The organism is Nocardia fodinahabitans, from assembly GCF_052983615.1.
The window spans coordinates 5,425,124-5,438,941 of record NZ_JBRJJC010000001.1; the positions used below are offsets into that span (position 1 = coordinate 5,425,124).

The 13,818-nt window shown below is 70.1% G+C and carries 15 protein-coding genes, 2 tRNA genes and 1 pseudogene; 9 read left to right on the plus strand and 9 right to left on the minus strand.

The features are described from left to right. Position 1 precedes the first annotated feature (1 nt). Entirely contained in the window at positions 2-412 is a 411-nt protein-coding gene (locus NV348_RS25500; protein WP_447149109.1) for a MarR family winged helix-turn-helix transcriptional regulator, read from the minus strand. Between the two features lie 72 nt (positions 413-484). Here NV348_RS25500 and NV348_RS25505 point away from each other — a divergent pair, with 72 nt between their 5' ends. Then, entirely contained in the window at positions 485-898 is a 414-nt protein-coding gene (locus tag NV348_RS25505; RefSeq protein WP_447149110.1) for a MarR family winged helix-turn-helix transcriptional regulator, read from the plus strand. 50 nt (positions 899-948) lie between these two features. Here NV348_RS25505 and NV348_RS25510 read toward each other — a convergent pair whose 3' ends face one another. The 3 genes from NV348_RS25510 to NV348_RS25520 form a co-directional block, all read right to left on the minus strand. Then, positions 949-2,208: an RNA polymerase sigma factor gene (locus NV348_RS25510; protein WP_447149111.1), complete on the minus strand. Its 1,260-nt coding sequence runs from the start codon at positions 2,206-2,208 to the stop codon at positions 949-951. Beyond that, positions 2,205-2,600: a YciI family protein gene (locus tag NV348_RS25515; protein ID WP_447149112.1), complete on the minus strand. Its 396-nt coding sequence runs from the start codon at positions 2,598-2,600 to the stop codon at positions 2,205-2,207. Before NV348_RS25515 ends, NV348_RS25510 begins: the two co-directional genes overlap by 4 nt. 106 nt (positions 2,601-2,706) lie before the next feature. Next, entirely contained in the window at positions 2,707-3,927 is a 1,221-nt protein-coding gene (locus NV348_RS25520; protein ID WP_447149113.1) for an NAD(P)/FAD-dependent oxidoreductase, read from the minus strand. Positions 3,928-4,071: 144 nt separating this feature from the next. Between NV348_RS25520 and NV348_RS25525 the strand changes: the two genes are divergently transcribed. Continuing rightward, on the plus strand, positions 4,072-4,716 hold the full coding sequence (locus NV348_RS25525; protein WP_447149114.1) for a mycothiol-dependent nitroreductase Rv2466c family protein: 645 nt from the start codon (positions 4,072-4,074) through the stop codon (positions 4,714-4,716). A gap of 48 nt (positions 4,717-4,764) precedes the next feature. Here the strand turns inward: NV348_RS25525 and NV348_RS25530 are convergent, their stop codons facing one another. Continuing rightward, positions 4,765-5,682 carry a M48 family metallopeptidase gene (locus tag NV348_RS25530; RefSeq protein WP_447151138.1) on the minus strand — a complete coding sequence of 306 codons (918 nt, stop codon included), beginning with the start codon at positions 5,680-5,682 and terminating at the stop codon, positions 4,765-4,767. A 348-nt stretch (positions 5,683-6,030) separates the two neighbouring features. Here NV348_RS25530 and NV348_RS25535 point away from each other — a divergent pair, with 348 nt between their 5' ends. Then, entirely contained in the window at positions 6,031-6,504 is a 474-nt protein-coding gene (locus NV348_RS25535; RefSeq protein ID WP_019045753.1) for a ribose-5-phosphate isomerase, read from the plus strand. Between the two features lie 138 nt (positions 6,505-6,642). Beyond that, the gene (locus tag NV348_RS25540) at positions 6,643-7,446 is read left to right on the plus strand and encodes an Fpg/Nei family DNA glycosylase (protein WP_447149115.1); all 804 of its coding nucleotides are present in this window, start codon (positions 6,643-6,645) and stop codon (positions 7,444-7,446) included. On the opposite strand, the gene NV348_RS25545 is transcribed toward NV348_RS25540, so the two are convergent. Then, positions 7,397-8,029: a helix-turn-helix domain-containing protein gene (locus tag NV348_RS25545; protein ID WP_447149116.1), complete on the minus strand. Its 633-nt coding sequence runs from the start codon at positions 8,027-8,029 to the stop codon at positions 7,397-7,399. The genes NV348_RS25540 and NV348_RS25545 overlap by 50 nt on opposite strands. A 92-nt stretch (positions 8,030-8,121) precedes the next feature. Here NV348_RS25545 and NV348_RS25550 point away from each other — a divergent pair, with 92 nt between their 5' ends. Next, a complete protein-coding gene (locus NV348_RS25550) occupies positions 8,122-9,336 on the plus strand; it encodes an MFS transporter (protein WP_447149117.1) in 1,215 nt (404 codons plus the stop codon). A 57-nt stretch (positions 9,337-9,393) separates the two neighbouring features. On the opposite strand, the gene NV348_RS25555 is transcribed toward NV348_RS25550, so the two are convergent. After that, positions 9,394-10,350 (minus strand): diguanylate cyclase domain-containing protein, encoded by a 957-nt coding sequence (locus NV348_RS25555; protein ID WP_447149118.1) that lies wholly within the window; start codon positions 10,348-10,350, stop codon positions 9,394-9,396. Between the two features lie 696 nt (positions 10,351-11,046). Between NV348_RS25555 and NV348_RS25560 the strand changes: the two genes are divergently transcribed. The 3 genes from NV348_RS25560 to fabG all read left to right on the plus strand — a co-directional run bounded on the left by NV348_RS25560 (position 11,047) and on the right by fabG (position 12,041). Further along, a tRNA-Gly gene (locus NV348_RS25560) sits at positions 11,047-11,117 on the plus strand. 41 nt (positions 11,118-11,158) lie between these two features. After that, positions 11,159-11,235, plus strand: a tRNA-Pro gene (locus NV348_RS25565). Positions 11,236-11,282: 47 nt separating this feature from the next. Then, on the plus strand, positions 11,283-12,041 hold the full coding sequence (fabG, locus tag NV348_RS25570) for a 3-oxoacyl-ACP reductase FabG (RefSeq protein ID WP_447149119.1): 759 nt from the start codon (positions 11,283-11,285) through the stop codon (positions 12,039-12,041). An 80-nt stretch (positions 12,042-12,121) separates the two neighbouring features. Here fabG and NV348_RS25575 read toward each other — a convergent pair whose 3' ends face one another. Continuing rightward, positions 12,122-12,490, minus strand: coding sequence for a hypothetical protein (locus tag NV348_RS25575; protein WP_447149120.1), 369 nt, complete (start codon positions 12,488-12,490; stop codon positions 12,122-12,124). A 16-nt stretch (positions 12,491-12,506) separates the two neighbouring features. On the opposite strand from NV348_RS25575, the gene NV348_RS25580 reads away from it, so the two are divergent. Beyond that, on the plus strand, positions 12,507-13,055 hold the full coding sequence (locus NV348_RS25580) for a DUF1801 domain-containing protein (protein ID WP_447151139.1): 549 nt from the start codon (positions 12,507-12,509) through the stop codon (positions 13,053-13,055). Here the strand turns inward: NV348_RS25580 and NV348_RS25585 are convergent. Further along, positions 13,039-13,815, minus strand: a pseudogene (locus NV348_RS25585) (metallophosphoesterase); the annotation flags it as partial. The gene NV348_RS25580 and the pseudogene NV348_RS25585 overlap by 17 nt on opposite strands. Positions 13,816-13,818 lie beyond the last annotated feature (3 nt).

A 13,818-nucleotide genomic window follows, 5' to 3' on the forward strand; every position in this document is an offset into this window, starting at 1 on the left:
GTCAGTCGAGGCCGTCGACGAACCGGCCGAGCAGGCGGGCGAACTCGACGCGGTCGGCGTCCGGCCACCCGGTCATCGCGCGGTCGAAGGCGCCGCGGCGGCGCTCGTGCGCGCGGTCGAGCAGGTCCCGGCCGGGCTCGGTGAGCACCAGCAGCGAGCGTCTACCGTCGGACTGGTCGGCGACGCGGCGCAGATAGCCCGCGGTCACGGCGGCGGCGACGAGCTTGCTGGCACGCGGTTGGTCGACGGCGAGGGCGGCGGCCACCGTGGACACGGTCGGCTCGATCGCGTCCTCGACGACGTCGAGCACGTCGAAGGCCTGGCCGCTCGGTGCGTCCACCGCCAGGGTGCGCCGGGTCTGGCGCCGCCGGATGGCGATCATCGCCCGTTCGATCCGCTCGACCTCGTCCACGAGCTCATGTTACCGTCGTACATATACATGCAATATGACATGTAGTTGTTGATAGTCATGAAAGGGCGGACGATGACCGAGCGCAGATTGGTCGGCTATCAGGTCAAGCGCCTGGACCAGCTCATCGAAGCGACCTTCGACCAGGCGGTCGCGAGCGTGGGGATGTCGCGCCGCGAGTGGCAGACGCTCAACACGATCGTCCGGGACCCCGGCGCCGATCTGGTCGACGCGCTGCAACCGTTCTGGGAGTCCGACGGTGCGTCGATCGCCGATGTCACCGCCGCCCTGGTCGTGCGGGGGTGGGTCATCCGCGCCGCCGATGGACGGTGGGCGGCCACCGATGCGGGTCGGGCGGCGCACGAGTCCGCCGCTCGATCGGTGGGCACCCTCCGGCGGCAACTGGCCGAGGGAATCACCGAGGCCGAATTCGCCACGCTCACCGACACTCTCGCGCGCATGATCGCCAACCTCGAACACCCAGGCTGAGCCGGCCTCGGCCCGCCGAGCCTCCCGCGTCGTCCAGCTGCTCCCCACGCTCAGTGGGCCGGCGTGGCCTCCTCGGGCCGTTGACGCGAAACCACCGATCCGGCGGCACCCGAACGCACGCGGGCGGCGCGCAGCAGCAGGTAGTCGCGCTCCGGCACGCTCGCCGTCTGTGTCGCGGCCAGCTGATACTGCGCGACGGCGGCGGCGTCCTCGCCCGCCATCTCGTGCAGGTGCCCGCGCACCGCGGCGAGCCGGTGGGAGCGGGCCAGCGGCTCGGCCACCGCGTCGGCGACGGCGAGCCCGGCGGCCGGGCCGTGCACCATGGCGGTCGCCACGGCCCGGTTCAGGGTGACCATCGGGTTCGGGTTCGACCGCTCGATCATGGTGTAGAGCACCAGGATCCGCGCCCAGTCGGTGTCCTCCACGCGCGCGGCCTGGGCGTGCAAGCCCGCGATCGCGGCTTGGAGCTGGTAGTTCCCGGTCAGCCCGGCGGGCATGGTCGCGGTGAGCAGGCGCAGGCCCTCGGTGATCTGCGCGCGATCCCAGCGGCCGCGGTCCTGTTCGTGTAGCGGGACCAGTTCGCCGTGCGGACCCGAGCGGGTGGCCCGGCGGGCATCGGTGAGCAGCATCAACGCGAGCAGGCTGGTGACCTCGGTGTTCTCGGGCAGTAGGGCGCGCAGCGCGCGGGTCAGCCGGATCGCCTCGGCGGACAGGTCGCCGCGGCGCAACCCGGCCCCGGCACTGCTGGTGTGTCCCTCGGTGAAGATCACGTACAGCACCCGCAGGACCGCACTCAGCCGCGCGCTGTCCTGCGCGCCGTCGGCGAACGGGCGTTCCGATTCGGCCAGGCGTTTCTTCGCGCGGGAGATGCGTTGCGCCATGGTCGCTTCCGGGACCAGGAAGGCGGCGGCGATCTCGGCGGTGCTCAGGCCGCCGACGGCGCGCAGCGTCAGTGCGATCGCGCCCGCGGGCGGCAGCTCGGGGTGGCAGCACAGGAAGTACATGTCCAGGGTGTCGTCGCGGCCGGTCGCCTCGACGGGCACCTCGCGCACGAACACCGTGGTCTCCCTGCGCCGACGCGCGACCTCGGCGCGCACCGCGTCGGCCATCCGGCGCTGGGCGACCTGGATCAGCCACCCGCGCGGGTGCTCCGGCAGCCCGTCGGTGCGCCACTGGGTCGCGGCGGCCAGCAGCGCGTCCTGCACGGCGTCCTCGGCCAGGTCGAAATCGCCGAACCGGCGCACGAGAACACCGAGGACCTGCGGGGCGAGTTCGCGCAGCAGGTCCTCGGTGCGTGGGGTCGTGCTCACTCGGCGGGCGCGCTCATGACCTGGCGCACCTCGATGTGCTCGCCGATCGGCTTGCCGCCGGGTCCGGGCGCGGCCGAGGCCTGCGCGGCGATCTCGATGGCGCGTTCGCGCGAATCGACGTCGACGATCCAGTAGCCGGCCAGGAACTCCTTGGTCTCCGGGAACGGGCCGTCGGTGACCACCGGCGCCGAGCGGCCGTCGGAGACCACGATCAGCGCCTGATCCGGCCCGGCCAGGCCCTGGGCGTCGACGAGCTCGCCCGCGGCGGCCAGCTGTTCACCCAGTACCCGCTGGAAATCGATGTGGGCGGCGATGTCCTCGGGTGCCCATTCGGGTATCGGGGTGTCGCAGTAGGCGGCGTCGGCGTAGGTCTTGACCAGCATGTACTTCATCGCATCGCTCCTGGTGTCGGGGGCGCCCTGCGGGCGCGCTCGAGACATGGTCGGAGCGGGCGCGCGCCGTTCGACACCTCGGCTCCGCCAGTCGGTGTGAACTGACTCACAACGGGATATCGGGATCGGCCAGCCGCTCCGGGTCGACCGGCTCGCCGGTCAGGATCAGCTGCTTGATCCGCTCGGTCACGTCCCAGACATTGACGTTCATGCCCGCCCTGACCCGGTTCTGCGGATCCAGCCAGAACGCCACGAACTCACGTTCGGCCTGGTCGCCGCGCACCACTACGCGCACATCGTCGCCGCGGCCGACATAGCCGGTGTACTCCATGCCGATGTCGTACTGATCGCTGAAGAAGTACGGGAGCCGGTCGTAGGAGGCGGGTTTGCCCAGCATGGTCAGCGCCGCCACGGCGGGCTGATTCAGCGCGGTGGCCCAGTGCTCGACCCGTACCGGCCGGTTCAGCACCGGATGCTGCTGCTCGGCGATGTCGCCGACCGCGACCACGTCGGGGTCGCTGGTGCGCAGCGCCGCGTCGACCACCACGCCGCCGTTCGTCGTGAGCCCGGCCGCCAGGGCGCCCTCGATATTGGGTGCCGCGCCCACCGCGACCAGCACCGCCTGCGCGGGCACCACGGTGCCGTCGCCCAGCTGCACGCCGGTCGCGATGCCGTCCTCGGTCAGGATCATGTCGACCTCGGTGCCGGTCCGCAGGTCGACGCCGTGCGAGCGATGCAGCTCGGCGTAGAACGCGCCCATCTCCGGACCGAGCGCGCCGATCAGCGGCAGCTCGGCCGCCTCGAGCACGGTGACGTCGACCTGTCTGGCGCGCGCCTGCGCGGCGACCTCGAGCCCGATCCACCCCGCGCCGATGATCACCAGCTTGCGGTTCGAGCGCAGGATCTCGGCGAGCACATCCGAATCGCCGATCGTGCGCAGCGTGTACACGTTCGGCGCGGCGGCGCCCGGAATGGGCAGCGTGCGTGGGCGCGAACCGGTGGCCAGGGCCAGCTTGTCGTAGGTCAGCGTGGAACCGTCGGGCAGCGTCACGGTGTGGGCGGCCGGATCGAAGGCCGTCGCGGTGGTGCCCAGCCGCAGGTCGATGTGGTGATCGCGGTACCAGGATCCCTGGTCGACGGTGAAATCGGGCAGCTGCTGGGTGCCGGCCAGATGCTGTTTGGACAGGGGCGGCCGCTCGTAGGGCAGCTCCTCCTCGGCGGCCAGCACCGTCACCCGGCCGTCGAAGTCGTTGGCGCGCAGAGCCTCGGCCAGCTTGGCTGCACCGAGTCCGCCGCCGATCACGACGAAATGCTGATTCGAGCTCATGAACGGACTCCTTCTCGCGGACGACCGGACTCCCTCGCCTCGAGCCTAGTGCGCGAGCTGCCGCACGGGAACGATTCCGGTCGTCGCGGGGTTGCACCAACCGGTGGGCGTCTCGCCCCGCCGTGCTGACCCGAGAGGAAAATCGTGAGCGATCAGGCCACGAAGGACGTCGTCGATTTCTGGTTCGATCCGCTGTGCCCCTGGTGCTGGATCACGTCCCGCTGGATCCTCGAAGTGGAGAAGGTGCGCGATATCGAAGCGCGCTTCCACGTGATGAGTCTGTCGGTGCTCAACGAGGGCAAGGACGACCTGCCCGAGCGCTACGTCGACCTGATGGCCGCGGGCTGGGGACCGGTCCGGGTCGTCATGGCCGCCGCCGAGAAGTCCGGTGACGAGATCCTGCTGCCGCTCTACACCGCGCTGGGCACCCGCATCCACGAGCGCAAGGACGAGTACCAGCGCGACTCCGTCGCCGAGAGCCTGGCCGCGGTCGTCGCCGACGCGCTGGCCGAGCTGGAACTGCCCGCCGAGCTCGCCGAGGCGGCGACCGGCACCGCGTTCGACGAGGCGCTGCGCACGAGCCATCACGCGGGCATGGACAAGGTGGGCCCCGATGTGGGCACGCCGACCATCCACGTCAACGGCATCGCGTTCTTCGGTCCCGTGCTCTCGCGCATTCCGCGCGGCGAGGACGCGGGCCGGGTGTGGGACGGCGTGGTCGCGCTGGCCTCGTACCCGCACTTCTTCGAGCTCAAGCGCACCCGCACCGAGGACCCGGTCTTCGACTGAGCGCCGATCGGGGGTGCCGGACCCGTCGGTCCGGCACCCCGCTGCCGATCACACCGGCTGCGGCGGGAGCGCTCGGTGCGCGGTGATCGGCGGATAGCCGCCCGGCGGTGGGATCGCGCCCGGCTGGGGTGCGCGCGGACGCAGGAACATCGGACCGTGCCTGCTGCGGTCGCGCAGCGCCCACATCCGCCAGGTGAGGACCGGATGGCTGGACATCGCGTTGACCAGCCAGACGAAACCGTCCTTCTCGATCGCCGCTCGATCGGCCATTTCGTCGAAACCGACCTGGGCGTTGAGGTACTTGCCCGCGGCCAGCGTTCCCATCGCGCCGGGCGCGCCCTGATACCGGTTGCAGAACCCGTGATTGTCCGCGGTGTACTCCTGCGCCCGGATCAGCGAGGCCCCCAGGATCGGCAGCCACGGCGCGACGAACATGCCGACCTGACGCCAATAGGACACATGCCCCGCGGCGATATGACCCACCTCGTGGCCGATGATGAAGGCCAGCGCGTCGGGATCGCGGGCGGCGCCGCCGATTTCGAACAGGTCGCTGTAGACCACGACGAACCGGCGGAATCCGTGCCCGGAGGCGAACGCGTTGATCTGGCCGTTGCCCAGCACGACGTAGGCGTCGGGCACCTTGCTCATCCCGAAGCGCGCCGCCGCCTCCTGCACCATCCGGTAGCCCTCGGGGAACTGCGTCGGCGACATCTTCACGCCGTTGATCCGCTGGGTCGCGTAGTTGAGGCCACGGCCCATCCACAGCAGCACCGGCGCGAACATCAACAGCAGCACGTACGGACTGGTCAGGATCGAACCGGTGTCGACCGGCTGGCCCTTGTCGTCGAGCACCGGCTCGGCGAACAGCTCGACCAGCAGGATCAGCGCGACGAGCAGATACGCCACCGTCGTGACCATGATGACCACCACCAGCAGCGGGATTTCCCACGAGTGGCGGGCGGGCATCCCGAACGGTGACAGCCCGCGCGGCTGATGCTGCGGTGGGATCGGCGGGCCGCCGGGCGAGTGGTAACCGGCGTGCGGCACCGGGGGATACGGGCCCGGGTACTGGGGTACGTGCGCGGTCAGCTGGGCCGGGAAACCGCTGGTCGGCGGGACTTGCTGGGTCCAAGAAGAGGACGTGGACCCGAGGTGTGGGAGCGGGGCGGGGATGTCGCCGGTGCCCTTGTCCAGCGACGGTGCCGACCCGGCAGGTGGGCCGGAATACCCCGGTGGGGGACCTGCCGAAGGCGGTTGAAGCGGTTCGTGCGGGTGCATGAAACGACTCTAAGCGGGCCTGACACAATCGCAGCCATGCGCGTTTACCTGGGTGCCGACCATGCCGGTTTCGAACTGAAGAATCATGTCAAGGCTCATCTGCAGGAGGCCGGACACGACGTCGTCGACTGTGGTGCTCTCGAGTACGACGCCCTCGACGACTACCCCGCTTTCTGCATCGAGGCGGCCCGCCGCACCGTCGCCGACCCGGGCTCGCTCGGCCTGGTCTTCGGTGGCAGCGGCAACGGCGAGCAGATCGCCGCCAACAAGGTCCCCGGCGCCCGCTGCGCCCTGGCCTGGAGCGTCGAAACCGCCAAGCTGGCCCGCGAACACAACAACGCCCAGCTGATCGGCATCGGCGGCCGCATGCACACCACCGCCGAAGCGCTCGCCATCGTCGACGCGTTCCTCGCCCAGGCGTGGTCGGAAGAGCCGCGCCACCAGCGCCGCATCGACATCCTCGCCGACTACGAGAAGTCCGGCGAAGCCCCGGCGGTCCCCGCGTACTGAGAGCTCCCCGCCTCCCCGCAACTCTTGGCCAGACCTGGGTGCGGGGTGGTTCGGCGGTCGAGGCAGCCCGCTACCGGGTGAGTTACCCCTGTGCTTGCGAGACCAGTCCGTGAGTTGAGATCGAGGAAGGTGTGTTTCTTGCCTGAGGGGCACACCCTTCATAGCATCGCCCGCCTGCATCAGGAGCGGTTCTCCGGTGGAGCCGTGCGGGTTTCGAGTCCGCAGGGGCGGTTCGCCGAGGGCGCGGCGATGGTCGACGGCCAGGTGCTGGCCTCGGCCGAGGCCATCGGCAAGCACCTGCTGCACCACTACACGTCCGGGCTGACGGTGCATGTGCACCTCGGGCTGTACGGCACCTTCAGCGAGGCCGAACTGCCGATGGCGGCGCCGGTCGGGCAGGTGCGGATGCGGATGCTCGGGGCCGCCACGGATTTCGGCACGGATCTGCGCGGGCCGACCGCGTGCGAGGTGCTGCTGCCGCCCGAGGTCGACGCGCTGACCGCGCGCCTCGGCGCCGATCCGCTGCGGCCCGACGCCGATCACGAACGCGCTGGCGCGCGCATCCGGCGCTCCCGCCGGGCGATCGGCGCGCTGCTGATGGATCAGGCGCTGATCGCCGGCGTCGGCAATGTCTACCGCGCGGAAGTGCTGTTCCGGCACGGCATCTCGCCGTTCCGGCCCGGCACCTCGATGAGCGCCGCCGAATGGGACGCGCTGTGGGCCGATCTCGTCGACCTGATGCCGGTCGGCGTGGCCACCGGCCGCATGCACGTCGTCCGGCCCGAACACGACACCGGCGCACCGTCCTACGCCAAGGACCGGCCGCGCACCTACGTCTACCGCCGCCAGGGCGAACCCTGCCGGGTGTGCGCGACCCCGATCGCGCACGGCGTCATGGAGGGGCGAAACCTCTTCTGGTGCCCGACCTGTCAACCGCGCTGAGCCCGCCGGGCGTACTCGCCCTGACGTGGATGCGCTCACCGTGCGCGCCGAAGAGACTGAGGATCTCGACGCTGCCGCCTCCCGCCGCGCCGAACCAGTGCGGGATCCGGCAGTCGAACTCGGCCGCCTCGCCCGCGCCCATGACGAAATCGTGGTCACCGAGCCGGACCCGCAGCCGCCCGCGCAGCACGTACAGCCACTCGTGGCCGTCGTGGGCGCGCGGGAACGGTTCCTCGTCGCGGGCGGGGATGATCATCTTGTAGGCGCGGGGTTCCCCGTGATGGCGCGAGAGCGGGATCAGCATCCGGCCGCCGTTGTCGGTGGACTCCTGTGGCACCCGGGGATCGACGATGCGTGGCGCCGCGACGATCTCGTCGAGCGCGATGCCCAGCGCCGCCGTGATCGGCAGCAGCAGTTCGAGACTGGGCTTGCGGTGCCCCGATTCCAGCCGCGACAGCGTGCTGGTCGAGACGCCGGTGGCGCGCGCGAGCGCGGCCAGGCTGACGTCGCGCTTCTCCCGCGCCCGGCGCAACCGCGGCCCGATCTGTTCGATCACCGCGCCGACTGTCGGCTGATCCTCCATCCGCCCAGTGGAATCGATCCGTCCCGGAATCGGCAAGGTTCGTTGCTGATCCCGCAAGATCGTCGGGATGCTCGTCGCGGAGGTGATCCGAGATGGATTCAACAATGGAAACGGGCACGGCCCCGATGTCTCGTACGAGCGGCAGACTGCCGACCGGGGTATATCTGCTGGGGTTCAGCCTGTTCGCGATGGGCAGCGCGGAGTTCCTGCTCGCGGGGGTGCTCCCCGACGTCGCCCTCGATCTGGGGGTGCCGCTCTCGTCCGCGGGCATCCTCATCACCGCGTTCGCGCTCGGTGTGGTCTTCGGTGGGCCGCCGTGCGCGGTGCTGGGCCTGCGGCTTCCGCGACGTTCGGCGCTGCTGGTGACCCAGGGGGTGTTCGCCGCGAGCATCGCGATCGGGCTGGTCGGCGACTATCGGGTGCTGCTGATCTCGCGCGTCGTCGCCGGTGTCGCCTACGCGGGGTTCTTCGCCGTCGCGTCGGTCACAGCGGTCCGCCTGGTGACCCCGGACCGCGTGGGGCGGGCGTCCGCGGTCGTGGTGAGCGGGCTCAGCGTGGCCATGGTGGTCGGTGGTCCGCTGGGGACGTTGCTGAGCCACTTCCTCGGCTGGCGCGGCGGATTTGTCGTCGTCGTGCTGCTGACCCTCGCGGGGCTGGTCGGCTGTCTCCTCGGAATCCCCACCGCCGCAACGGAGTCCGAGGCCAGGCCGCAGGTGCGCCGCGAGCTGGCGGTGATGCGCAGGCCCGCGCTCTGGGGGATCTACGCGATCACCATCCTGAGCACCGCGGCCTACATGATCACGTTCAACTATCTGGCGGCCATGCTGGGTGAGGTCACCGGTGTTGCGGCCGTGTGGATTCCGGCCGTCCTCGCGCTGTTCGGCATCGGTGCGTTCGTCGGCCTGTCCATCGGCGGCCGGATCGCCGACCGGCGGCCGCACACCGCGCTGCTGGCCGGGACGATCGCCATCGGGCTGCTGTCGGTGGTGCTCGCGACGGCGATGGAACGGGTGTGGGTGGTGGTGCCCGCGGTCTTCGCGCTCGGCGTCGCGGCGTTCGTCCTCAACCCCGCGCTGTACGGCCGGGTGTTCACCATCGCCGCCGAGGCCCCGACGCTCGCCGGCGCCACCACGGTCTCGGCCTTCCAGCTGGGTATCAGTGGCACTCCGGTGCTGGCGGCCGTCGCTCTCACGCACGGCGGCGGTCTCACCTCGGTCAGCCTGATCGGCGCGGTCCTCGCAGTCGCGGCACTGCCGCTGATCCGGCTCGACGCGATACGTCGAGCCGGATCCGAGCGCACTGCCTGACTGCTGTCATCGAAAGGGGTTGAGCCGGAACGCGAAGTGCAGGCTTCGCGATCCGACTCAGCCCGCGACCGCGGTTCCCAGTTCCGGGTCGCCCGATTCGGCGAGCGCGAAACGCCGCCCGCCCGCGGATTTCGCCGAATACATCGCGCGGTCGGCGCGACGCAGCAGATCGGTGAAATCGCACGTCTTTCCCGGCGCGCAGAACGCCGTGCCCACGCTCGCCGAGACCGGTACCGGCCCCGCGCTCGACCACACCGGGTCGCGCAGCGCCGCCACCACGCGGTGCGCCAGCTCGCCGAGGGTGTCGCGCCGCGGGTTGGCGGCGACGACGAACTCGTCACCGCCGTACCGGCAGATCACCGTCTCGGGCGGGCACACCTCGCGCAGCCGGTTGGCCAGTTCGACCAAGACCTCGTCGCCGATCGCGTGCCCGTAACCGTCGTTGATCTGCTTGAACCGGTCCAGGTCGACCACCAGTACACCGACGCCGCGGGTCGGGTCGGCCGCGAAGGCCCGTACCCGTTCCTGCAGCAACGTGCGGTTGGCCAGATCGGTCAGCGCGTCGTGGGTTGCTTCGTGGCGCAAGCGGTGCTGCAGCGCGGCGATCTCCTGTACGCGCAGCGATACTTTCGCCGAGATGTTCTGTTCCTGTTGCGCGAGCGCGCGTTCCTGCAACGCCTGCGCGTAACTGTCGATGGCCTGACTGGCGACCAGTGGCCAGCGAGTGGCCACCAGCGAGCCGGGCACGCCGGAGGGGAAGCCGAGCAGCCAGCGGGTGGCGTGCGCCAGCATTCTGGTTCGTTCGAAGGGCGCCTCGGCCAGCCGGGCGCCGAGCATCCGCGCCTGTGGCACCGGGAACGGTTCGGTCCGAGCCAGCTGCAGCAGCCGCTCGACGATCTCGACGAGCACCGGCTCCAGCTGGTGCGGCGCCGTGGACGATCCCGGTTCGGCGCATACCGCGCGGGCCCAGGCACGGGCCATCGCGGCGACCGGTGGCTCGATGTGGACAGTCATCGACATCACCGGTGGTCGGTGGCGACGAGCTTGCCACCTCGATCGTTCGCACTGCTACGCGGTTGAGTCCGCCGAGTTCGGCACACGCACACCGCCCCCTTTCCAGATACCCCCGTCCGGCAAAAAGGATCCTAGCAAGCCACCCGAGACCGAAAAGTCGCGTTGTAGAACGCGTTGCAGGTCTCTCGCGAATGGCGATCGGCTATGACATCGCTACAGGCGCTCCGGCGTTACACACTTCCCGAAAAAACTTTGGGAATGCCGAAACACGCAGCGTAGAGCCCATCTCGAGGTGGTGGGCGTTGCGATGCCATGCGGTTCCTCCTGGCCCAGGGGCGAGTCGTGACGAGGTGGCCGAGTGACCACGACTCCCCCCGACAAGGAGCCCGTCACGCGCCATTTCATGGTGGCCTACTCGCCGCCCACGTGCCAGGTTTTTAAGGAAAATTCTCCTATTTATTCCCCCGGTGGAGCAGGCGCCGGTCCCCATTGGCGCGCATCAACCATCGTGGCCGGGAGGGGTTCGCCTGGATAGGGTCATTAGGCCCTAATCGGGCATCGGGGCCGGCGGGAGCCGGCACCGCGGGCGGGGCGCGTCGCCGTGGTCGCCGGGGGCGGATTGGCATTCGGCGCGCGGTATTCGGTACAGTCGTGGCGCACACGACATCGTGGCGATCCCATCGATGTCGTATGCCTGCGGGTGTAGTTCAATGGTAGAACCTCAGCCTTCCAAGCTGATGGTGCGGGTTCGATTCCCGTCACCCGCTCAAACATGAATTCCCTCGACGGCGTCGCAGCCCCGAGGCCTCGGGGTGTAGCGCAGCTTGGTAGCGCATCCGCTTTGGGAGCGGAGGGTCGCAGGTTCAAATCCTGTCACCCCGACCATCACCATTCGCCCAGCTCACGGTTGTGCTAGCGCGGTAGGAGTGCACATGTCCACGGAACGCAGGGTCGCGATCGTCACCGGTGCCGCACGCGGTATCGGCGCCGCCGTCGCCGTCAAACTCGCCGCCGACGGATTCGCCGTCGCCGTGCTCGATCTCGACGCCGCCGCCTGCGCGGACACCGTCGCAGCCATCGAGGCGGCCGGGGGCAGCGCTCTCGCTGTCGGCGCCGATGTGGCCGACGAAGCGGCCGTCGCCGCGGCGGTCGAGCGGATCGCCACCGAGCTCGGCGCGCCGACCGTGCTGATCAACAACGCCGGCGTGCTGCGCGACAACCTGCTGTTCAAGATGTCGGTGGACGACTGGGACACCGTCATGAACGTGCACCTGCGCGGCGCCTTCCTGATGACCAGGGCCGTGCAGAAGTACATGGTGGACGCGAAGTTCGGTCGCATCGTGAACCTGTCGAGCACCTCCGCGCTCGGCAACCGCGGCCAGGCCAACTACTCCGCCGCGAAGGCGGGCATGCAGGGCTTCACCAAGACCCTGGCCTTCGAGCTGGGCAAGTTCGGCGTCACCGCCAACGCGATCGCGCCCGGCTTCATCGAAACCGAGATGACCGCCGCGACCGCCGCGCGGGTCGGCGTCGACTTCGAGGCGTTCAAGCAGGCCGCCGCCGCGCAGATCCCGGTCAACCGGGTCGGCAAGCCCGAGGACATCGCCAACACGGCGTCGTTCTTCGTGAGCGAGGGCGCGGGCTTCGTGTCCGGTCAGGTCGTCTACGTCGCCGGTGGACCGCAGGACTGACTCGATGACCGGTGGGCGCGAAGAACTTTCGCGCCGAGGCGGTCGACCTCGACCGGTTCACCCGGTCCGCGGCTGACGCCTCAGGCACAGCGGAACCGGAACTCGGTGCTCACCTGGGTGCCCCTGGCGACGTGCAGCCGCATCGGTTCGGTGTCGGCCAGCGCGCATCCGCCGGGAACGGTGATCACCTTCGCCTCGTAGCAGCCGTCGGGCAGGGCCGCGGTCGCGCGTCCGTCGGCGCCGCTGGTCAGGGTCGTGACGACCTGACTCTCGCCACAGCGGGTCACCGCGATCTCGGCGCGGTTGACGGGGATCGGGTCGCGGCCGGTGAAGGCCAGGACGGTCAGCGTTCCGGCGGTGCCGGTGCCCGGCGGCGCCGGATCGGCGGCGGCCAGCCCCGCCCCGACCAGCGGACAGAGCACGGACAGAGCGAGCAACGTTCGGCGCATGAACCTCTCCTCGGGAATGAGTCGGGTCGTCCGCTGCGATGGTAAGCCCGTCTCGCCAGGTGACGGCCCGCTCGCCCGGGATGTCGAGTTGACGATTCGGCGACGATCCCGCCGGGCGCGCTGCCCGCGTACCGGCCCGCCGGTGTGTCACGATCGATCGGTGACCTATGTCGCCGATCCCCGCGTCGACGCCTACATCGACGCGCTCCCCACCTGGCAGCAGGCGATCTGCCGCCAGGTCCGCGAACTCGTCCACGCCGCCGACCCCGAGGTCGTCGAAACCGTGAAGCGCCGCGTGCAGCCCTATTTCGTCCTCGACGGCAATATCTGCGCCCTGCTGGCCGCCAAGACACACGTCAACATCTTCCTCTACGACGGCGCCATCGTCCCCGATCCGGACAACATCATCACCGGCGGCCACGACAACAAGACCGCCCGCACCGTCGCCGTCTACGAGGGGCAGACCCTCAACGAACGCGCTCTGGGCAAGATGCTGAAACAGATCATCGCCGACAATCGCGCCGGCGGCTGGCGCAAGATCAAACAGGCCCGTGGCGAGGGCTAGCTCCCGGGGTGATGCCGGCTCGTTCGCACCAGATCTGCTCGGCGGGAACGGAGATCGTGGTGAGTTCGGGGTAGCGCAGGGCGGAGAGGGTGCCGCCGAAGACGGCGCCGGTGTCCAGGCAGAGGGTGTTGTTGACCCAGGTCAGTTTGGTGACGGGGGTGTGGCCGTAGAGGACGGTGGCGGCGCCGTGGTAGTCCTGGGCCCAGTCGTAGCGGATGGGTAGGCCGTGTTCGTCGAAGTCGCCGGTGGGGGAGCCGTAGAGGGCGAACGAGCGGGCGCGGCCGGAGGTGCTGCCGTGCAGGCTCTCCGGCAGACCGGCGTGGGCGACGACCAGCTTGCCGCGGTCGAGCAGATAGTGACTGGGGAGATCGCGCAGGAAAATGTGTGCGGCGCCCCGGAATTCGGCGTCTTCCTCGGCCAGCTGGGCGAGTGAGAGCTCGAGACCGTGGGCGACGCGGACATTGCGGCCGTCCAGCGCGCGCACCAGTTTGTACTCGTGGTTGCCGGTGACGCACAGCGCGGTGCGCGCGGCGATCATGCCCATCGCCAGGCGCAGCACGCCGGGGGTGTCGGGGCCGCGATCGACGAGATCGCCGACGAAGACCACCGTGCGCGCGTCCGGGTGCGCGGCGCCGATCGCCCGGCCGCGCTCGTCGCGCTCGATCGTGTAGCCGAGCTCGCCCAGCAGGGTTTCCAGCTCGGCGCGGCAGCCGTGCACGTCGCCGATCACGTCGAAGGGGCCGGTGAGGTCGCGACGATCGCG